General features: G+C 37.5%; 23 protein-coding genes and 1 pseudogene. 6 read left to right on the forward strand and 18 right to left on the reverse strand.

The window, feature by feature from the left end; all coding sequences use genetic code 11:
* From hemH to R2S57_RS21610, 7 genes are all read right to left on the reverse strand, one after another.
* Positions 1–1011, reverse strand: a complete 1011-nt coding sequence (hemH, locus tag R2S57_RS21580) for a ferrochelatase (RefSeq protein WP_316847018.1) — start codon at positions 1009–1011, stop codon at positions 1–3.
* Positions 1012–1439: 428 nt separating this feature from the next.
* A complete protein-coding gene (locus R2S57_RS21585; RefSeq protein ID WP_316847019.1) occupies positions 1440–2114 on the reverse strand; it encodes a fatty acid desaturase in 675 nt (224 codons plus the stop codon).
* Between the two features lie 33 nt (positions 2115–2147).
* The gene (locus R2S57_RS21590) at positions 2148–2687 is read right to left on the reverse strand and encodes a cysteine hydrolase family protein (protein WP_316847020.1); all 540 of its coding nucleotides are present in this window, start codon (positions 2685–2687) and stop codon (positions 2148–2150) included.
* Positions 2688–2719: 32 nt separating this feature from the next.
* On the reverse strand, positions 2720–3568 hold the full coding sequence (locus tag R2S57_RS21595; RefSeq protein WP_316847021.1) for a 4-hydroxy-3-methylbut-2-enyl diphosphate reductase: 849 nt from the start codon (positions 3566–3568) through the stop codon (positions 2720–2722).
* 12 nt (positions 3569–3580) lie between these two features.
* Positions 3581–4255, reverse strand: coding sequence for a carotenoid biosynthesis protein (locus R2S57_RS21600; protein ID WP_316847022.1), 675 nt, complete (start codon positions 4253–4255; stop codon positions 3581–3583).
* Positions 4225–5322 (reverse strand): glycosyltransferase family 2 protein, encoded by a 1098-nt coding sequence (locus R2S57_RS21605; protein ID WP_316847023.1) that lies wholly within the window; start codon positions 5320–5322, stop codon positions 4225–4227. The genes R2S57_RS21600 and R2S57_RS21605 overlap by 31 nt, the downstream gene beginning before the upstream one ends.
* Entirely contained in the window at positions 5319–5957 is a 639-nt protein-coding gene (locus R2S57_RS21610) for a 1-acyl-sn-glycerol-3-phosphate acyltransferase (protein ID WP_316847024.1), read from the reverse strand. Before R2S57_RS21610 ends, R2S57_RS21605 begins: the two co-directional genes overlap by 4 nt.
* 304 nt (positions 5958–6261) lie before the next feature.
* On the opposite strand from R2S57_RS21610, the gene R2S57_RS21615 reads away from it, so the two are divergent.
* Positions 6262–6807, forward strand: coding sequence for an REP-associated tyrosine transposase (locus R2S57_RS21615; RefSeq protein WP_316847025.1), 546 nt, complete (start codon positions 6262–6264; stop codon positions 6805–6807).
* Between the two features lie 118 nt (positions 6808–6925).
* On the opposite strand, the gene R2S57_RS21620 is transcribed toward R2S57_RS21615, so the two are convergent.
* The gene (locus tag R2S57_RS21620; protein ID WP_131532897.1) at positions 6926–7432 is read right to left on the reverse strand and encodes a phosphoribosyltransferase family protein; all 507 of its coding nucleotides are present in this window, start codon (positions 7430–7432) and stop codon (positions 6926–6928) included.
* Positions 7433–7624: 192 nt separating this feature from the next.
* Between R2S57_RS21620 and R2S57_RS21625 the strand changes: the two genes are divergently transcribed.
* The gene (locus R2S57_RS21625; RefSeq protein WP_316847026.1) at positions 7625–8329 is read left to right on the forward strand and encodes a head GIN domain-containing protein; all 705 of its coding nucleotides are present in this window, start codon (positions 7625–7627) and stop codon (positions 8327–8329) included.
* Between the two features lie 152 nt (positions 8330–8481).
* Here R2S57_RS21625 and R2S57_RS21630 read toward each other — a convergent pair whose 3' ends face one another.
* The 3 genes from R2S57_RS21630 to R2S57_RS21640 form a co-directional block, all read right to left on the reverse strand.
* The gene (locus R2S57_RS21630) at positions 8482–8892 is read right to left on the reverse strand and encodes a hypothetical protein (protein ID WP_316847027.1); all 411 of its coding nucleotides are present in this window, start codon (positions 8890–8892) and stop codon (positions 8482–8484) included.
* Positions 8893–8983: 91 nt separating this feature from the next.
* Entirely contained in the window at positions 8984–10396 is a 1413-nt protein-coding gene (rlmD, locus tag R2S57_RS21635; protein ID WP_316847028.1) for a 23S rRNA (uracil(1939)-C(5))-methyltransferase RlmD, read from the reverse strand.
* Positions 10397–10538: 142 nt separating this feature from the next.
* The gene (locus tag R2S57_RS21640; RefSeq protein WP_025145553.1) at positions 10539–10649 is read right to left on the reverse strand and encodes a hypothetical protein; all 111 of its coding nucleotides are present in this window, start codon (positions 10647–10649) and stop codon (positions 10539–10541) included.
* Positions 10650–10909: 260 nt separating this feature from the next.
* Between R2S57_RS21640 and R2S57_RS21645 the strand changes: the two genes are divergently transcribed.
* From R2S57_RS21645 to R2S57_RS21655, 3 genes are all read left to right on the forward strand, one after another.
* Entirely contained in the window at positions 10910–12304 is a 1395-nt protein-coding gene (locus R2S57_RS21645) for a S41 family peptidase (RefSeq protein WP_316847029.1), read from the forward strand.
* A 116-nt stretch (positions 12305–12420) separates the two neighbouring features.
* Entirely contained in the window at positions 12421–12879 is a 459-nt protein-coding gene (locus R2S57_RS21650; RefSeq protein WP_316847030.1) for a DoxX family protein, read from the forward strand.
* A 44-nt stretch (positions 12880–12923) separates the two neighbouring features.
* Positions 12924–14627 carry a M28 family peptidase gene (locus R2S57_RS21655; RefSeq protein WP_316847031.1) on the forward strand — a complete coding sequence of 568 codons (1704 nt, stop codon included), beginning with the start codon at positions 12924–12926 and terminating at the stop codon, positions 14625–14627.
* 1 nt (position 14628) lies between these two features.
* Here the strand turns inward: R2S57_RS21655 and R2S57_RS21660 are convergent.
* Both R2S57_RS21660 and rhuM read right to left on the reverse strand, forming a co-directional pair.
* A pseudogene (locus tag R2S57_RS21660) lies at positions 14629–14853 on the reverse strand (Fic family protein); the annotation flags it as partial.
* A gap of 157 nt (positions 14854–15010) precedes the next feature.
* Positions 15011–15511, reverse strand: coding sequence for a RhuM family protein (gene rhuM / locus R2S57_RS21665; RefSeq protein WP_316847032.1), 501 nt, complete (start codon positions 15509–15511; stop codon positions 15011–15013).
* Positions 15512–15650: 139 nt separating this feature from the next.
* Here rhuM and crtD point away from each other — a divergent pair, with 139 nt between their 5' ends.
* Positions 15651–17138, forward strand: coding sequence for a 1-hydroxycarotenoid 3,4-desaturase CrtD (crtD, locus tag R2S57_RS21670; protein ID WP_316847033.1), 1488 nt, complete (start codon positions 15651–15653; stop codon positions 17136–17138).
* A 112-nt stretch (positions 17139–17250) separates the two neighbouring features.
* On the opposite strand, the gene R2S57_RS21675 is transcribed toward crtD, so the two are convergent.
* Genes R2S57_RS21675 through R2S57_RS21695 form a run of 5 tightly spaced genes read right to left on the reverse strand, consistent with a single transcriptional unit; the run spans position 17251 to position 21015 of the window.
* The gene (locus R2S57_RS21675) at positions 17251–17751 is read right to left on the reverse strand and encodes a shikimate kinase (protein WP_316847034.1); all 501 of its coding nucleotides are present in this window, start codon (positions 17749–17751) and stop codon (positions 17251–17253) included.
* A 21-nt stretch (positions 17752–17772) separates the two neighbouring features.
* A complete protein-coding gene (locus R2S57_RS21680) occupies positions 17773–18219 on the reverse strand; it encodes a DinB family protein (protein ID WP_316847035.1) in 447 nt (148 codons plus the stop codon).
* 3 nt (positions 18220–18222) lie between these two features.
* On the reverse strand, positions 18223–19278 hold the full coding sequence (locus R2S57_RS21685; protein ID WP_316847036.1) for an ABC transporter permease: 1056 nt from the start codon (positions 19276–19278) through the stop codon (positions 18223–18225).
* A gap of 1 nt (position 19279) precedes the next feature.
* Entirely contained in the window at positions 19280–20431 is a 1152-nt protein-coding gene (locus R2S57_RS21690; RefSeq protein WP_316847037.1) for a BT_3928 family protein, read from the reverse strand.
* 38 nt (positions 20432–20469) lie between these two features.
* Positions 20470–21015, reverse strand: a complete 546-nt coding sequence (locus R2S57_RS21695) for a DUF1599 domain-containing protein (RefSeq protein WP_316847038.1) — start codon at positions 21013–21015, stop codon at positions 20470–20472.
* Positions 21016–21091 lie beyond the last annotated feature (76 nt).

Below are 21091 nucleotides of genomic sequence, written 5' to 3' on the forward strand. Positions count from 1 at the left end.
CTATTTAACCATTCCGGCAAGCGCCTCAATAAATACAGGACTATCATTTAAACTTTCTACCAGCTGAACATGTTCGCCACCTAGCGTTTTAAACTCTTCGTGGTATTCTACCGTAATTTCGTAAAGTGTTTCTAAACAATCGGCCACAAAAGCCGGACTAAAAACCAACAATCGTTTTTTACCTTCTGCAGCTAATTTCTTTAATACATCGGTAGTATAAGGCTGTACCCAAGGCTCTTTACCTAAACGGGACTGGAAACATACCGTATATTGATCTCTCGATAAGTTTAATTCTTTAGCGATCAACCTGGCGGTATCATGCCCCTGTGCAGAATAACAGAATTTATTGGTGTCGTTTAACGTCTGACAGCAATCGGCACTTTTTAGGCAGTAGCTTCCGGTGTGATCGCACTTTAACAATTGACGCTCGGGCAAACCATGGAAGCTGAACAACACATGGTCATAGCTTTCAACGTTATGCTTTTTCGCATTTTCGGCAAAAACTTTAATCATCAGTTCGTTATCATGAAAAGAATTGACAAATGAGATCGGAGGAACTGTTTGCCACTTACTTACTAGTTCCATAACCATTTGCATTACCGAGCCTGTACTTGCCGATGCATACTGTGGGAACATCGGAATTACCTGAATGCTTTCTACCAAGCCTGCTTTTAGGTTAGCCAGTGCCGATTCGATTGATGGGCTTTGATAACGCATGGCCAATTCTACGTGGTAATCGTTGCCCAATCTTTCCTGTAACATTTTAGCTTGTAGCCGGCTGTAAAACAAAAGTGGCGAACCATTTTCATTCCAGATTTCTTTGTATAGTTTTGCTGTTTTAGGGCTACGGAATGGAACAATAATCCCCTTAACCAATAGTGTCCGGTTCAATTTAGGGATATCAATTACCCTTTCGTCCATCAAAAATTGGTCTAAGTATTTTTTAACGTCAGCCGTTGCCGGACTATCAGGTGTTCCTAAATTTACCAGTAAAATTCCCTTTTTGCTCATCTATACAAGAATATGTTTCGTGCCGCAAATATCGCCATTTTATTGTTTTTTACCTATGCTAAAAATATAATGGCCGACATTTTTTAGTCAAAAAATGCGGTATTGATTACTTCCGAAGTCTAAAAGGATTTGAGAGCGGCAAGAATTGGAATTCTTACGAAAAAACTCATGATAGTGTCAGATGGTAACATCTGACACCACGGCCAAATAAGTCATGATGACCTCGTGCCATGCGCAGCGACTCATCATGAATATTATGAAAGCTTCCTGCAGTGTGTAGCGACAAATCATGAGTATCATGACGGGCCTTTGCCTAGCGCAGCTGCAAATCATGAGTTTTCAGATGAATACTGTTGCTAAAGATAAGAACTGGGATCAAAAAGATTTAATCTTGTGTCGGATGGTAACATCTGACACCACGACCATTCCTATTGCTTCATTTTATGCAGTTGCCACCAGGGCATACCTGGCTTTTGGTGGTGTTCTAGATGATAACCAAAAAAATAACAGGTGATAAAGGCCACAAAATGATTTTTCTGCAAGGTAGAAGAATGGTACTCGTTATCATGCTCTCCTTTGTGCGGCAGGTAAGTACCGAAATAAAACAATTGGAAAGTACTTAATAAGGATGGCAATACCCAAAACAACAACAGGTTTGTTTCATCAACCCAGATTTTTAGCACATTATAAGCTATAGCCATAATTACCAGTTGGATGATGGTAACATAATTTAACATAAAACGGAAATACCATTTCCAAAAACCATGCGGTGCAAAGTCGGGATCACTTTCGGTATGTACATGGTTGTGGTGTTGGTGATGTTTTGCATATAAACGGTTATAGAAAAAACCTGCATACAAAAAAGCAGAAAGGTAACCGATAAAATTATTTACTTTTTTATTTGATGATATGGTTCCATGCATGGCATCATGGGCAGTTATAAATAAACCTGTATACAAATGCATCTGAGCGAAAACCATCAAATAAACCCAAGGATTGCTCCAGGAGAAATGCCAGGTAAGCAAGAAATAAAGTGAAACAAACCAACAGGCAATTACGGTTAACGCAACCAAAATTCCAGGGTAAGGGTTTATCTTTTTCAATTTACAGTTTTGTTGAGTAGATTACCTTTGTTCTTAACTAAACAAAGTAAACAGATCCTTAGTTTTTACAACCTTAATTTTAAAGTTTGTTGGGGTCATCTCGTTCCATATCCAATTGTAATGCTTAATCACATTACAAGCACTTAAATGTGGTCGATCTGCAGTTGTATGCGCATCTTCAACAACTGTTACTTCATAATCTTTACTAACAGCGGATTTTACTGTTGCATCAATACAGAAGTCGGTGGCACAACCCGTTATAAAAAGTTCAGTAATATTGTTTTCAGCCAAAGTAGCCTGCAAATTCGTATTGTAAAATGCATCATTTGCTGATTTTGAGATTAGATAATCAGAGGATGAACTAATTAATTCTGGCAAGAGTTTCCAATCACTTGTATTTGGCAAAAAAATATTCTCTTTAGTACCGTCATGTTGAACAAAAATCACCTTATTATTAGCCCGAAAATAGTTTGATAGTATATTTATCCTCTCAATTACCCCCAGTGTATCGTAGCGTAAAGCATAAGGTTTAAAGCTACCCACTTGCATATCTATAATTAATAATGCTTTCATATATAACAAATATTAATTGATAGGCTGTTTCATCAATATTGCTCCAAAGCAACCTTAACTTTCTCCATCAACCACATTGGTGTAGAAGTAGCTCCGCAGATGCCCACTTTATCATTTTCGTTAAACCAGCTTTGATCTAACTCTTCCGCATTAGAAATGAAGTAAGCATTATCATTGTGTTTTTTACACACGTCGTAAAGCACTTTTCCGTTAGACGATTTTTTACCTGATACGAAAACGATGCGGTCGTAATGACTTACAAAATCTTCCAGTTCTTCGTAACGGTTAGATACCTGCCTGCAAATGGTATCGTTAGCCTTAACTTCATAGCCCCGGCTTAATAGTTCATCTTTGATATGATAAAATTTATCTGTGCTTTTAGTGGTTTGGCTGTATAGGGTAAACTTGGCAGGAAGTTCTACATTATCTAATTCGGCCAAATCCTGAAATACGATTGCCTTACCATCCGTCTGACCTTGAAGGCCAATTACTTCGGCATGACCATGTTTGCCAAAAATAAGCACTTGTTCATCATCATCATGCGAATTTTTGATCCTGTTCTGGAGTTTTAAAACCACGGGGCAAGAAGCATCAATTAGGGTAAGGTTATTTTCTAAAGCAAGTTGATAAGTAGATGGTGCTTCACCATGAGCCCTGATTAAAACCTTTTCATCCCTGAGGTCTTTTAAAATTTCGTGATCAATGATTTTTAATCCACGTTTGGTTAAACGCTCAACCTCTTCATCATTATGAACAATATCGCCAAGGCAATATAAATAACCTTCGTTATCTAAGATATCTTCGGCCATTTCTATGGCATATACTACGCCAAAGCAAAAGCCTGATGATTTATCGATGTTGACCTGTAAGTTATAACCCATTGTGATACAAAATTAAGCAAAAATATTTGTTCCGGTTGTCATGTACAAGACAACAAAAAAGATTAGCTGCGATAGGAACATGGCCGTTCCGATATATTTTTGCTGTTTTAAACCCAAGGCATAATAAAATTTCAACAAGATTACCGAAACGATAAACCAGGCTACGTAATTTTGAACAGGGATATCGTGCCAATCCCAATGCCAGTAGTCAAACTTCATGGCTACGGGTTCTAAGAAGAAATCGAAGCCGACCAACACAAAAGCACCAATAACAGATGCTAAAATACTATGTCTGATTTTCAAACTTTTCATCATCTGACCTACACTAAAAATAAGGATTATCCAGTTTACGCCCATTAATATTGGAACCGCAGCAATTTTGTAACCTAATGTATCCCCATAATAGTAACTGCCAAATATTTTTCCGGTATGCACACCCAGTACCTCTACTAAAAAGCCACATAGAAAAACTCCCGAAACCAATAACAACAGCCGCTTTACATCTGCATTGTACGCAAAAACAATTACTGCAAACATTAACAATAAATGAAATGGAACAAGTTTGATAAAATAAGGTTGAGCAGCAGGGATTAAAAAACCAATCAAACCAACTAAATGAAAAATGATAATAACAGCAACCGCAATCCTTTTAACCTTTAAATCGCTTTGATCGTTCTGCCCTTCCATGTGCCTGTTTTAAAAATATGTTTTTTTATAGAAATAAATGAAATAACTAAGAAGAACAACATCTGAAATGGATGTAAGACCAAATTTATCAAAACATTCTGTCCGGATAAATAGGAGATCATGATTCTACTTAATACTATTAAAGTTAATGGTAATACAAGTAAAGCAATGTTAAAGTTTAAGATTAAAATTACCGGCCCTATAGTTACCAAAAGCTGGTAAAGTAATAATATTATGATGTTATTACCAAAACCCGCAAGTAAATTTTTACTAAAGCCGTTTAAGCTTTCCCCCAGATCCTTGTACATCCTGCAATAAATCAGTCCGTTGGCCAAAAGCGCTTCAGCATTATATTTTTCCTGTTTTACGAGTTTCATAATCTCTACATCTTCTACAACCTGATGTTTAACGCGCTCATGCCAATGGTTTTCTTTGTAGTTACCGGCATTAAAAAACATACATTGTCCACTTGCCGCCGCAAAAGCCGGATTTTTAGAAAGTTTAACCAAACGCAAGGGCAGTAAATTCAACAGAATAAAATGCATTAATGGCACGGTTAACCGCTCTCCGATCGATTTCATCGTTTGATTGGTGAAAACACTTAGCAAAGTCAGGTTTCCAATTTCCATACGGGCAATTAAACTATTGATCAGCCCCCTTTTGATTGTTTCATCTGCATCGATAAACAACAGGTATTTCCCTGTTGCCAATTCGCTAAGCTGATGGCAGGCATAATTTTTACCCAGCCAATTGTTCGGAAGCTCTTTTCCGCTTAGCACTTTAAACTGTGGGTTCGAACTGCAAAAATCAGCTACTACCTTGAAAGTATTGTCTGTGCTGTTATCATCCAAAACGATCACTTCATAATTGCTATAATCCTGATTTTTTATAGAAATAAGCAGTTCCAATATATCAGCTGCTTCATCTCTTGCCGGGATTAAAATCGAAACTTTATCCTGATAATGTTTAACAACCCTGGGTAACTTCGGATTAGAAAGGAAATTAAAAACGGTAACCGAAAACCTGATCACCAGAAAAATTAAAACGGCGTAAATAAAAATTGTCATTCAATAATCTGAGTTTGTTTAACAGCTGACTGATCGTAATGTTTATTGTAAGCGCTTTTTAATAACTGTAAACTCACGTACTCCTCATTCTCCCAATGCTGTAGATAAGTATAGGCCGTGGGTTTTCTCTTTGCGAAATAATCGATAAAAGTGGCCGCAAAAATAATATTAATCTTCTTCTGACTGGCGTTGATCATCTGCATGACGCCTTTCTCAAAGCTGATACTTTTTACATGGTTCGAGTACAGTTTACCCTGCGGGAATACAAGCACCAGATTAGCAGGGTCATCTAACAGTTTGCCAGCATAATTAAGTGTGGTTAAAACATCCTTACTTTTATTTTCGGCAGCAAACGCACCCAGATATTTCAGAAAACTTACTTTATTGTAATTTTCGGCATTCACCAACACATGGAATTGTTTTTTAAAAACTTTTTTATTGATGTAAAAAAGAAAAAAACCATCCCACCAACTGAAGTGGTTGGCCAAAATCAAAATAGAAGAATCCTGTTTGGTTTCCACTCCATCGTAATTATATGCTGCAAAATCCTTTTTGATAATAAATTGGATATACCAGGAGAAAAAGCTGAAAATCAAATTATTTTTTCTGGGCTGGTACATGTCGGGAAGTTGCAAAAAAATGAGGTTAATTGCAAATCTTTAACATTATAGTCTTCGTTTGCAACGAGGATTACCGAGAGCCACATTTGTAATGTGGGGTAACAGCTTAAAACCATTTCAATATCAGCGATATTCTCATACATCCTCGTTATAAACAAGCACGATACAATTAATGACCATAGTCCTCGTTTGCAACGAGGATTAGCGAGAGCCACATTTGTAATGTGAGACAATATTTCTTTATATTCGATAAAGATCCCTAACATCCTCATTATAAAAGAGGATAATAATTTACGTAAGAAAAAAAACTTATTTGATTATGGGAGGAAGCAGATATATTATTACAGATCAAAACCAGACATATTTTGTAACCTGCACTATAGTTGGTTGGATTGATCTATTTACAAGACCAGAATATAAAAACATTATTGTCGAATCATTAAATCATTGCATCAACAATAAAGGTTTAGTATTAAACGGCTGGGTTTTAATGACGAATCACATTCATTTTATTGGAAGATGTGAGGAACCGTATAAATTATCTGATTTCCTATGGGATTTTAAAAAATTCACCTCAAAAAAACTTGCAACAGCAATTAAAGAAATACCAGAAAGTAGAAGAGAATGGCTTCTAGATAAGTTTAGCTTCGAAGCTAGAAAAACCAATCGGGCAGAAAATTACAAAATCTGGCAAGATGACAATCATCCTATAGATTTACAAGATATAGACCCTTATCAAAAACTACCTTATATTCATGAAAACCCTGTTAAAGCTGATATTGTTGAATTTCCAGAGCACTATATTTATAGCAGCGCTAAAGACTATTCAGGAATTAAGGGACTAGTGAAAGTAGAGTTGATTTAAGTAGTAGCGATAAAATCGCTATTCTCATACATCCTCGTTACAAACGAGGACGATGTCACGAGCTCAACGGATTGAATGCTTCTATGAAAGAAAGTTTTCATCCATTTTACATCTTAATCTAGCTCAAATAAACCCGGTCTTCTTCACCCTCTACATCCATTACCACATCTACATGTTCCTTTAAGATGGTGGCGAGTTCCAATCCTACAAAATCGGTTGCTATGGGAAAAATTTTATGGCTACGATCAACCAAAACAACTGTCCTGATCTTTTTATGCGGGGTATTTAAGAAAACACCCAGTCCATAAGCAAGGGTTTTGCCACTATTTAATACATCATCAACAATAATAATCACCTTATTTTTCCAATGGCTTTCATCTAAGTCAGTTGAGGCAACCAATTTGCTGCTTTCCTTTTGTAAATCTATACGCAATAAGGTAATCTTAAAACCTGATATCTTTTTAAGCACTTTTTCTAACCTCAGTGCCAGTTTGTAACCGCGGTCCCAGATACCTGCAAGCACAACCTCCTTTTCATTCAGGTTATCTTCCAATATCTGATAAGCGATGCGGTCTATTTTCTGCTGAATCTGTTTCTTATTAAGAATAAGTAGTTGTGATGCCATTGTATAAAAAGGATTGAATACAAAAAGAACGATTTTAAGGATGAAATTCAAACTATTTGAAAAATAATTTCAATTGTTTGCAACGTTTCGGTTAGAGATGCGTCTAATCAATAACCATAACACAAATCATGAATTATTATCCCACTAACACCCAGTTATGATAATTCAGGAATCATTTAACGAAATACAATTATGAAAATCATCACCAAATCATCCGCCATTTTATTTATGATCGTAACCAGCTATATGGCTAAAGCACAGGAAGCGAAAAATTTCCCCGTAAAAAACTTTAATAGCATAGGCGTAAGCAGCGGAATAGATTTATACCTCACCCAGGGCAACAGCGAGAGCGTAAGTATAAAGTCTGATTCGGAAACCCTACAAGATATTGTTGTTGAACAAAACGGCAGCAATATCAATATAAAATTCAAAGACGGCATTAATTTAAGCGGACTGTTTAAAAACCGAGTAATTAAGGCTTATGTGAGTTTCAAAACATTAAATGCACTTGCAGCATCTGGAGGATCGGATGTTTTTACACAAAACCAGATTAAAACAGATAAGCTTGCTATCCGCTCTTCGGGAGGATCAGACTTAAAACTGACTGTAGTTTGTAATGATTTAACGATCCAGTCGAGCGGCGGCAGTGACCTCGATTTAAAAGGCAAAGCAGCAAATATGACCATCCAATCGAGTGGAGGCAGTGATATTGATGCCTATGAATTAATTGCGGATTATGCAAAAGTTCAGGCTTCTGGTGGTTCGGATGTTAACCTTTATGTGAATAAAGGCTTAGAAGCAAGTGCGAGTGGTGGTGGCGATGTGAGCTACAAAGGTAATGCCTCACTAAAGAAAACATCGAGCTCGAAAAGCGGAGATGTACACCACGTAAATTAAGAGTTTAGTTTAGTTAATGATAACTCGCTGCTTTGTGGATGCAAAGCAGCGTTGTCTTTATAAAAGGATTTCACAGATTTGGGGATTACACAGATGGTAATTATTTATACGCATAGACTTCAGACTAAGGCCTGTGGACTAAGGACTAAAATCTACCTTCCACCTTTTTTATACGGATAATAAATAAAGTTTGCGCCTTCTGGAACGATCACAAATACACACATGTAATCTTCCGGCTTTTTATAAACCTTTAAGAAGGGTTCTCTTCTCTCTTTACTGATGATGCCTTTTTCTACAAATTCTTCTAATGTTGAAGCCTGTATCGTCCAGTTGGTATTGAGTTCTTCTTTATTTAAGATAAGTTCGCCAATGTTTACCTCGTGTTGGTGCGCGATAAAAATCGGATGTGCAGAAATGCCCTCAACCATAATTTCAATAGCAACTTCTCTAACTGCATCCGCGTAAAACTCCAGATCTTTCTCTAAACTTACCAGCGGGCTTTCCTGTTTTTGTGGTGCCCCACTATCTTCTGGCGTTGCACTTAATAATTCTTCTCTATCCATTTTAGGGTAAAAGGTTTATGGTGTAGGGTATAAGGAGTAGGGTTTAAAATACATCATTTATTTAAGGGCTGTTGACCTTAAACCTTTTGCCTTACGCCTTTAACCTTAACAATACTACATTTTCTACGTGTTGCGTGTGTGGAAACATATCCACAGGTTTAATGCGTGCTACATCGTATTTTTCTTTTAACAGCTCTAAATCTCTTGCTTGTGTAGCTGCATTACAACTCACATACACAATTTTTTCTGCTTCCATTTCCAGCAAGCGCTGTACTACATCTGCATGCATGCCGGCCCTTGGCGGATCGGTAATTACCACATCTGGTTTGCCATGAGCCAGGATAAATTCTGAAGTAAGGATATCTTTCATATCTCCGGCATAAAAGATCGTATTGTCGATCCCATTTAACTCGGAATTAAACTTTGCATCTTCAATCGCGGTTGGTACATACTCTACTCCCACTACCTGCTTCACATTTTTTGCAATAAAATTTGCAATCGTACCGGCACCTGTGTATAAGTCGTAAACCAGTTCATCGCCTTTAAATCCGGCGAAATCTCTGGTAATTTTATATAATTCGAAAGCCTGCTCAGAATTGGTCTGGTAAAAAGACTTCACCCCAATTTTAAAACGGATGCCACCCATTTCTTCGAAAATATGGTCACGACCTGAAAATACCACCACATCCTGATCAAAAATCGTATCATTTTTCTTCTGGTTAACAATGTATAAAAGTGAAGTAATCTGAGGAAATTCTGTCTTTAGGAAATTCATCAAGCCATCAACCTGATCCTGCTCCGGATAAGCGAAAACTACTGCTACCATTACCTCTCCGGTAGTAGAAGTACGGATAATCAAGTTACGTAAAGCACCTTCGTGGTTACGTAAATCGTAAAAAGACAAACCATGATCTGAAGCATATTTGCGTACCGAATTCCGGATCGAATTAGATGGCTCATCCTGCAGGTAACAGTGCTCGATATCTAAAATCTTATCGAAACGCAGGGGCACGTGAAAACCCAGGGCATTCATATCAAAGTCTTCTTCGCGTTCGATATCCGTTTTTTCTAACCAACGTTTGTTCGAAAAAGTAAACTCTAGCTTATTACGGTAATACCTGTTTTTTGCTGAACCTAAAATTGCTTCAGTGCCAGAGGTATCTATTTTACCGAGACGCTGTAAAGCAGCCTCTACATTTTTCTGTTTAAACTTTAACTGCGCATCGTAGCCCATGTGCTGCCATTTGCAACCGCCACAGGTTCCGAAATGAGGACAAAAAGGATCGGTACGTAGTTCCGATTTTTCGTGCAGTTGCTCAATGATGGCTTCTGCAAAATTCTTTTTCTTTTTGGTCAACCTCACATCTACTACATCACCGGGAACGGCCTTATCCACAAAAATAACCAACTCGTCGGCCTTGCCAACACCTTTTCCCTCTTCAGCAATATCGATTATATGTACGTTTGGAACAATAGTTACCGTACCGGGTTTTCTTCTACTCATTATTTTGCAAATATAGAAAAAAGAGGTTAAAGGTAGAAGATAGAAAGGTGGAGGGCTTAAAACCCAGTTAATCAAGAAAGATAGGGCAATACTATAGTGTTCGAACCAGGATTGTTCGTTAAGAAAATTTAGATTTTAAAAATTATTTTCCAAAAAATTTAAATGCAGCGCCCCAAAAGCCATCTAACCAATTAAATTTTAGGTCAAATTTTTCATCTACTTGTACAGAAAACTCTAATATTTCTTTGCTCATGATAAAAAACCTATCTATTTAAGCAATAATACTAAATTCATACCAAAAACCAAAACGGTATAAATTAATTTTATGTTAATTTTACATCAAATGGTTAAAAGTCTTCTTTATCAGAAAATTCAGTTTCGATCTGTCTTAGGATAATCATATGATACAAAGTCCTAATCAGTAAACTTAGCTCCCATACGCACCAATAGATAACCGCAGGATTAGATTTATTCTTTATACTTGCAGCCTGTTAAACTTAGTGCTATCACCCTATGAAATTCATCCTAACCAGTGTGTTATTTTTATTCATCATTTCTTCTACCTCTTTTGCACAGCCTTGTAATTGCAATCAAGAATTTAAGTATGTTAAAGATAAAATTGAAAAAAATTACGCTGGTTTTAAAGATAAGGTGAATGCTAAAACAGAAGCTACCTATCATAAACGCACACAGGCTGCACTTGAACAATCGAAATCGATAACAAAACCCGCTCACTGTGTTTACTTAATTAATGAGTGGTTAACTTTTTTCAAGGATGGGCATATTCAAATAGGCAGAAACAGGATCTCTAAAGAAAAAGAAGAAGCCAAATTACAAGAGCGTATTCAGGCAATGGAACGTTTAAGCCTGTCAAGCCAGGAGCTGGCCAACTTTAAAAATACAAAAGGAATAACGGGCATTTATTGGAGTGAAGATTCCACATCCCGAATCGCAGTGATCAAAAACAAAACCCACTTTCGTGATTATGCTGGTGTAGTAATTTCCTCAAAAGCCGGCAGATGGTTGCCTGGACAGGTAATATTAGAGCTTAAGAGCGGCAAGGATACTCTTAAAGGCATCATGTATGATCGATATTATATCCCTACAACTATTTCATTACAAATTAAGGAAAATGCTTTAGGCTCCTTTAAAAGAGAAGGAAGTAAGCAATCATCAACAGAACCTGTTAGTGAAGCAACTGTATCCAGCAAAGTACTTTCTACAAAAACATTATATATAAAGATTAGCACATTTAATCAGCTTAATGCAAAGAACATAGATTCCTTGTTTAAAGCAAACCGATCTAACTTAAGTAAAATGCCTTACTTAATTCTCGACTTAAGGAATAATGGTGGTGGTGCTGATTTTGCTTACAGGCCGATAACCCCATATATTTACACAAACACATTCAGAAACATCGGTGCAGATGTACTAGCTACGGATGACAACATAGCAGGTTGGGCTGCAATAGCTACAACAAATGGTCTTCCTCCTGATCAAAAGGTGTTTATTAGTGAGGTCATTAAAAAAATGGAACAAGGTAAAGGTAAACTGGTTTCCTTCTCTGACGACAGCAATACCAGTTTAGACAGCGTTGCGCCCTTCCCTCAAAAAGTTATCATTCTGATTAATAAAAATTGTGGAAGCACTACTGAAGAATTTCTGTTGCTGGCTAAACAAAGCAGCAAAGTAACTTTAATGGGCGAGCATACCGCAGGTGTTTTAGATTATTCTAATATGAGAGGCGCAGATTTTAGCTGTATGCCTTACATGCTTTATTGGGCTACTTCCCGAAGCAGAAGAATTGATGAAGGGATAGTCATAGATAACATCGGTATCAGTCCTGATCAAGTTTTAAAACCCGAACAGAACTGGATTAATGAGGCGAAGAATTACGTTGAAAAATAAACTCCATTTACAGCTCAAAAAATCTGACGGTACAGTTTGATATTCAATATGTTATTTGATATGATGATATAATTTCGTAACTTAATATATCATTCACATAAAAATGGAGGTTCATTATGAACGTTATCCGTAAAATTGAACATTGGGGCGATGTTCATCACTCAAAATGGCTGGATTATCTTCGGATTGTACTCGGCCTGATCATTTTTGGAAAAGGTGTTTCCTTTATCAGCGACACTTCAGTACTTCAGAACATGATCACACAAAACAACGTATTTGGTTTTTCAGGCGTGTTGATCAGTGTAGCCATTCATGTCGTCGCGTTTGCACATTTGGTTGGCGGAGTTTTAATTACACTGGGCTTAGTTACGCGCTTTGCCGTAGTCATTCAGATTCCAATCTTATTGTTTGCGGTATTTTTTGTTAACCTTACCCCGGGGTTTTCCTCGCCGAATTCAGAATTATGGTTTTCGGTACTGGTATTATTCCTGCTCATTATGTTTTGGGTAGTGGGTTCGGGGCCTTTATCTGTTGACGAAGGATTAAAACGCAAAACTGGCAAGCGCTACGCTTAAGCAACATTGAATATTCTTAGTATCTTTCGCTTTTATAGATGATCATGAAAACGAAGATACTTTTTGCACTGCTTTTTGCGGGATTGACAAGTTACGCACAAAATCCAACAGACGGATATTTCAAGCTTACCAGAACTGGCTTTAAAGAGAATAACGCCTACGAAACTACAGCCTTTGTAGAAAAGTATTTCCGTGTTCCTGGCAATACAGGTTTTAATGCGAGTATCCATTATGTAGAAAACATCCTTAAAAAAGCTGGTTTTGTAGAACAGAAACAAACTGAATCAGAGGCTCCTTTAACGTATCGCATCGAAAAAAGAGCAATGAAAAACAATACCTGGGAGCCTGTTGATGCCAATATTGATATTGTTGGCGAATCGCAACCACTTATCTCTTTCAAAAGCAACCGCAATATGATTCCGATCAATTGCGCATCAACACCTAAGGGAGGCATTACAGCAAATGTAGTTTTCATCGCCAATGCCACACCTGCCGAAATTGAAAAAATAGACCTTAAGGGGAAAATTTTATTCTCTGAGAGCAACCCTTCACGTTTACTTCAAATCGCTACGAAAGCAGGAGCAATTGGTGTATTGGGTTACTCGATGCCGAAATATACCCAACCCGAAATCCACCAGACTTCTATTCAGTTCGGAAGCATGAAAGCCAACAGTGAAGTTTGGACTTTGCTTTTATCTTATGCGGCTAAAGAAAAATTAAAAGCGGCCTGCTTAAAAGGCGAAACCAGGTTAAAAGTTGATATCCAGACCAAAATTTATCCATCAGAGGAATTAACCATTGTAGCTAACGTTAGAGGTAGCCTAAACCCTACCGAGCGTTTTGTATTCAGTGCCCATGTTCAGGAACCTGGCGCAAACGATAATGCCAGTGGTGTTGGTACTTTAGCAGAAATGGCACGCTTAACTGCCGAACTATATCAGGCAAAAAAAATCAGTCCGGAACGGAGCTTAACCTTTTTATGGGGCGATGAGATTGTGTCCACCAGAAGATATATTACCGAAGATACTATCCGCGCCAAGGGCATTATGTGGGGAATGAGTTTGGATATGGTTGGCGAGGACACTAAAAAAACCGGAGGTTCTTTCCTCATTGAAAAAATGCCAGACCCCTCTGCCATCTGGACCAGGGGAACAGATAAACATACCGAATGGGGAGCAGGAGATGTTGGTGAAAAAGACTTTTTTCCGCACTATTTTAACGATTTTATTTTTGACATCTGTAAAACGCAAGGCAAATTCGCCAATTGGACGGTTAACTATAATCCCTTCGAAGGTGGCAGCGATCATACTCCATTTTTACAGTATAAAATCCCAGGTTTATTGATGTGGCATTTCACAGATGTATTTTACCACACGGATAACGACCGTATTGATAAAGTTTCGCCATCGGAAATGAAAAATGTTGGTATAAGCGGTCTAACTGCAGCCTACACTTTAATTTCAGCAGATGAAAATACCGCTACAGCTACTGTTACACAGATTAAAACTGATGCTCTAATTCGTTTAAAAACGGAGTTCGAACTGAGCAAAAAAGCAATTACAGAAGGGAAAGCTGCAAAGGATGAAAAACACATTATCGAAGTTTGGGCCAAATGGTATATCGATGCCCTGGCTACGGTGAATAAAATGCCAGTAAAATCCGAAACCACAAGAGTGGGTTCAGCGATTAAGTTTGCTACCAGTGAGATTGAAAAGCAAACAAAAGTGTATTTGGAGGAGTTAAAGTAGGTTAGTTCTTATAGTTGATTAAGTTTATAACCACTTTAACCATCATTTCCTTTTCTTTAGGATCACTTTCCGCTATAAGTAAGGTGAGGGCAACCAAGGCATTATCGGCAATTCTTTTTGTACCATCTTCGCGATAGAGGATTTTATTTTTGTCCAGAAACCAAACGAATAAAAACGCCCCGATACGCTTATTCCCATCAGAAAAGGAATGATTTTTAACCACAAAATATACAAATTGGCCGCCTTCTCTTCTAAACTCGGATAAAGTTCTTCGCCATCAAAAGTTTGATAAATGGTAAATAACGAACTTTTAAAAGATTGATCTTTTTCATTCCCAAAAAGTTTGCTTCCACCAAATTTAAATCTTAAATCATCTATTGCCTCTATTGCCGAATCGTAATCGATTTTAAAACGACCTTTAGTATCAGAAACCGTGTTTTCGAGCTGCTGGTGATCATATTTATCGAGAACATCAAAGCATAAACATAATCTGTAAGAATCTTAAAGGTAGTTTTTAGCTCCTCATGATTAAGTAATTGGTTATTTTGAACTGTACCAATTAATTTAATAGCTTGCTTCAGTTCTAGTAGTTGCTGATTCTCCTCTTGTAACTTTTTATTATTTAATACGTAACCTTTAATTAAATATTCTTTCAAAATCCGATTGGCCCAAATACGAAATTTAGTACCTTCTTTCGACTTTACCCGATATCCCACTGAAATAACAACATCAAGTGAATAATAGAATGTGCTATATTTTTTCCCATCCTTGGCAGTTGTCAAGGATTCCTTGACAACTGCCTCTCTTACAAGCTCGCTTTCTTCAAATATATTCTTGATATGAAGACTTATATTCTGTTTAGTTTTATTAAAAAGCTGTTGCATTTGCTGCTGGGTAAGCCAAATAGTTTCACTACCAAAAGCCACCTCTATTGCAGGTAGTCCTTCTTCAGTTTTATAAATTATAATTTCATCCTAATTCATCGCTTTAAGTTAGTAAAATTATTTATCCTATTTTCGCATTATGCCTAAACCAAAAGCCATAATTATCGGAGGCGGAATTGCGGGAATCGCATCTGCTATACGCCTTGCTGTAAAGGGTTATGAAGTTGATGTTTTTGAAGCCAATTCGAAACCTGGTGGTAAGCTATCGGAAATAAAAATGAATGGATTTAGGTTTGATGCCGGACCAAGTTTATTTACGATGCCACAGTACGTGGATGAACTTTTTAAACTGGCCGATAAAAACCCTAAAGATTATTTCGGGTACATTAAATTGAGAGAAGTTTGTCGTTATTTTTACGAAGATGGCTTAAGGCTAAATGCCAGCGCAGATTTAGAAAAATTTGCGAAAGAAATTGAAGAAAAAACCCAATCAACTGCAGAAGAGGTTGATTTGTTTCTAAAAAAAAGCAAAACCATTTACGAGGTTACCCATCGCGTATTTTTAGAAAGAAGTTTGCATAAACTTAAAAGCTACCTGCACTGGGATACCTTAAAATCACTGCTCCGTTTTGGTCAGATAGATGCGTTTAGAACACAAGCCAAAGCGAATCAATCTTTCTTTAAAGATAAAAGAATAGCACAGTTGTTTAACCGTTATGCAACCTACAATGGCTCTGATCCTTATCAGGCACCAGCCACACTTAACGTAATTCCACATTTCGAGTACCATTTCGGGGCTTTTCTTCCCAAAAATGGGATGTACGGCATTGTTACTGCTTTGGTAAAATTGGCTGAAGAATTGGGTGTGAAATTTCATTACAACCAAAAAGCAGAAGAAATTCTATATTCGGATGGCCGCAAACCCAAAGTAACGGGCATAAAAGTTAACGATAAAACCTATAATGCAGATATTATTGTGTCTAACCTTGATATCTGGTTTACCTATAAAAAGTTACTTCAAGGCATAGCACAACCTCAAAAACTCCTCAACCAGGAGCGCAGCAGCTCGGCTTTGATTTTTTATTGGGGGATGGATGGTAATTATAGTGATTTAGGATTGCACAATATCTTTTTCACGGAAGATTATCAAAAGGAATTTAATGCCATCTGGAAAGATAAAACCATCTGCAGCGATCCTACTGTTTATATTAACATCAGCGCTAAACACATCAGAGATGATGCCCCTTTAGATGGCGAAAATTGGTTTGTCATGATCAACGTCCCTGCCAATAACCATCAAAACTGGGAGCTGTTAATTAAAGAAGCAAGGGAAAATATTATTAAAAAAATCAGTCGTGTTTTAAACAGGAATATTGAAAAAGATATTATTTGTGAACAGATTCTTGATCCTCGAAGTATTGAAAGCAAAACAGGATCGTATCAAGGTTCTTTATATGGCAACAGCTCCAACAACCAATTTTCTGCTTTCTTAAGGCATTCCAATTTCAGTTCGAAAGTGAAAAATTTATATTTCTGCGGAGGGAGTGTACATCCGGGCGGTGGGATCCCACTTGCATTATTATCCGCCAAAATAATTGATGATGGAATTGGTTTAGTGGTTCATTAGTCAATAGTATAATCGTTCATTGCTTATCGGTTATTGGTTCGCTTGCAGGTGTATATCCACTATTAGCTTAATCAATTAATTGTCTCCAAACTCCAAACGCCAAACTCATTTATCAATTATACCTAATCGCTTCCTCCAACTTCTCCCCATCCAGATCAAAAGCATTTACAATCAATTTAGCCTGGGTATAAAAAGGATCCCGCTCCTGAAGTTTTTCTTTGATGAATACCAAAAGCTGTTCATCATCCAAATCTTTAATTAAGGGTCGTTTTTGACGGTTATGTAAACGGGATACCAGGGCAGCAGGCTCCATTTGTAGGTACACCGTTTCACCATTGGCATTCATCCATTGCATATTATCGAAAAAACATGGCAACCCACCTCCAGTGGCCACCACGCAGGTTTCGGGGTAATTGAAGGTTTTAAGCATTTCACTTTCATAATCCCTAAAACCACTTTCTCCAAATTCGGCGAAATACTCCGCAATGCTTTTCCCGGTTTTTGAAACAATTTCGGCATCAAGATCTATTACAGGGCAATCTAAACGATGTGCCAGCTGTTTGGCTTTTGTACTTTTGCCGCAGCCCATATATCCGATAAGGAAAATCTTCATGTATTTCTCTTTTAATCGACCTTATAATAAATGATCGCGTTTTAACATTATATAATCGGTTACAGGTGGCGTAAAACCTTCTTTCTTTAATAAGGTTACAACCTGTCCGCGATGATAAGTAGAATGATTAAATAAATGAAATAAAATTTCATCTAACCGATTTTCATACTGAACACCATGCGAATTACTATATACAATAGGTTTATCTAAAGCATTATTTTCTAACGCGGCCCTGATCAACTTAAAATTGTCGGCAGCAATATTTTTAAAATTCGACTTTGGATGAATATCCCAAACCCCGTAAAGCGGTTTTTGACCTGAAATGCGTTGCGCCCAGATATGTTGTGCATTGAGTACGTGACTAAACAAACGTTCGGCATCCGGCATTTCGTGCGTTGCAAGCTTAAAGATTTCGATCATGCGCTGATCTGCAAGTTCAGTATAATTTACAATCTCTTTTTCCTGCATAGCTTAGCTTAATTTAACCCTTGGATCAACATAGGCATATAAAATATCTACCAGAATATTAATGACCACAAACACGAACGCAATAAAAAGAATAGATCCCATCACGACCGGAAAATCAGACATTTCTAAGGCTGTTACCGTTGTTCTTCCCAATCCGTTGTATCCAAAAATATACTCCACAAAAAAGGAACCTGCCAGTAACGAAGCAAACCAACCCGAAATGGCCGTAATTACCGGGTTCATTGCATTTTTTAAGGCGTGTTTGTAAATAATGGCATTTCTACTCAAACCTTTAGCCCTAGCTGTTCTGATATAATCTTGTGCCAAAACATCCAGCATTGCACTTCTGGTGAGCTGTACGATAATGGCTAAAGGCCTTAAGCCTAAGGTAATCATCGGCAGCCATAGGTTTCTTAAGGTTAATACTTCACCGTTAAAGGGGTCGTAGGAATATAAGCTGCCGCTCATTTTTAGTCCGGTGTAATTGCTCAGCACAAAACCGAACAACCAGGCGATAATAATCCCAGCAAAAAAAGAAGGGGCCGATATTCCTAAAATGGCAAAAGCATTAGCCGACTTATCAATCCACGAATCTTTATAAACTGCCGATAGGACACCTAAAAACACCCCGATTATTGTGGCAAAGATCATCGCTGTTAAAGCCAGAATAAAAGTATTCGGTACTGTTTCGGATAGTATGGCTGTTACATCACGCTTGGTTTGATACGAGCTACGCAGGTATGGCCATTTTACAGCCAGTACCTTTTTATCAAAAGCCATTATTTTCACGTAGTGGTATTTCTGTTTACTGGTACTATCGTTATCTAAAATACTAATGGGCGATAAATCATTAATGTATAAAATAAACTGAACAGGCTTGGAACGGTCTAAACCAAATTCTTTGCGCACAGCCTCGAGCGACTGTACATCGGCCCTTTGCCCCATGGTCATCCGCGCTGGGTCGCCAGGCAAGATATTAAACAACACAAAAACAACCAGTATCACCCCCCCCATTACAAGCAGTCCGTACATTAGTTTTTTTAGTGCGTATCCGATCATGTTATTTATCGAAATATTTCCGGCTCAGCTGATCAAAAGTTGGTATGTTATGGGCATTCCATTTATTGATCACCACACCGTTTTTCATCAATAAAATACCCGGATTTGCCCTCACCATACTTTTCAACGGAACAGCATCTGCATAAAAAACCTCCGAGAACAGGTTATTCTTTTTGATAAATGCCTGTGTATCCTGTGCTGAATTGGACGTAAGCAATACCGTGCGGATATTAAACTGTTGCGTGGCATTTAAAGCCAGTGCATTTAATTTACCGATTGCGGCCTCATTTGTAGCATGAAGATCATAAGCCACAAAAATGATGTTGTAGTAGGGATTCTCAATTAACTCTTTGGTATAGTCGGTACCAGAAGCATCGGTAATATTTAAGTCTTTAATTTTGGGTTCAAATCCTTTTTTTACCAGGTTTTTTGTTGGCTCACCTATGATTTCCCAATTGTTATCCTTCCAGATTTCAGTTTTAAGATAGGCCTTATCGCTCATATCTTTCTCTTCTTTGGTTTTCTTATTTTTTAAATGGTACATGATCTCAAATTCATCTGGCTTTTCTCCCGGAGGGATAACCATTAATGAAGGAAGATGTGCACCTACTTTATAAGGCAGGAAATCGATAATTGGCAGTACATTATACGTGTAAATACCAAAACCCAAAGATACCACCGTTACAGCGATGGCGATATTTCTTTGCGTGGCTTCTTTTTTAAATAAGGGCTGAATGAGGTTCTTGTTTAAGAAAATTACAATAATTAGTGCCAGGAGGATCAGATCTTTACTAAACGACTGCCATGGCGTAAGCGGAATGGCATCGCCGAAACAACCACAGCTGGTAACTACCTTAAATGCTGCTGAAATAAATGTTAACAGTGTAAAGAAGATAATCAATAATAACAATCCCCAGGCTACCTTTTTACTCCAGAAACCCAATAACAATAAAGCGCCGAGTACAATTTCAAGCGTACAGAGTAAAATGGCGATACCCGTAGCCATTCCACTCAGAAAGTTCATGTGAAAAACTTCGAAGTATTCCTGAAGTTTATAACCAAATCCAAGTGGATCATTGGCTTTTATTAATCCTGAAAATATGAATAAGGCACCAACAAAAATTCTGGAGAATTTTAAAAGTATGTTTCGCATCTGTATGTATCTGTTTATAAAAGCAATTAAGCGACTTATTATTTAACGCCTAACTTGATCAATGCAAAAACCGAATAGTTCAGCATGTCCTGATAGTTGGCTTTAACACCTTCCGAAGCAAGGGTTTGGCCTTCGTTATCTTCAATTTGTTTAACCCTAAATACCTTCATCAAAATCAGATCGGTTAAGGAGCTCACGCGCATATCTCTCCAGGCTTCGCCGTAATCGTGGTTTTTGGCAAACATTAAATCTTTGGTTTCGGTTACTTTTTCCTCAAATTGTTTTTCAACTTCAGCAAAAGGCATTTCGTTAGGATCGCTCTCGCTCAGCTCGAGCTGCATCATGGCAATCACACAATAGTTTACAATCCCTATATATTCGGATATCACACCCTCTCCTACTTTACTTACTTTTTTTTCTTCTAAGGTACGGATGCGCTGCGCTTTGATAAAAATCTGGTCGGTTATCGAACTTGGTCTTAAAATCCGCCATGCCGTGCCGTAATCTTTAGTCTTTTTTAAAAATAATGATCTGCATACTGCAATCACTTCATCAAATTCGGTAGAGGTATTTGTTTGTGCCAAAGCCAATAATTATTTAGTTTTTAGTGTATTTTTGTCGTGTAAAAACAAAAGCTAAAGATACATTTTTAAAGCGAAA

This window comes from Pedobacter psychrodurus (genome assembly GCF_032678585.1).
Classification (GTDB): domain Bacteria; phylum Bacteroidota; class Bacteroidia; order Sphingobacteriales; family Sphingobacteriaceae; genus Pedobacter; species Pedobacter psychrodurus_A.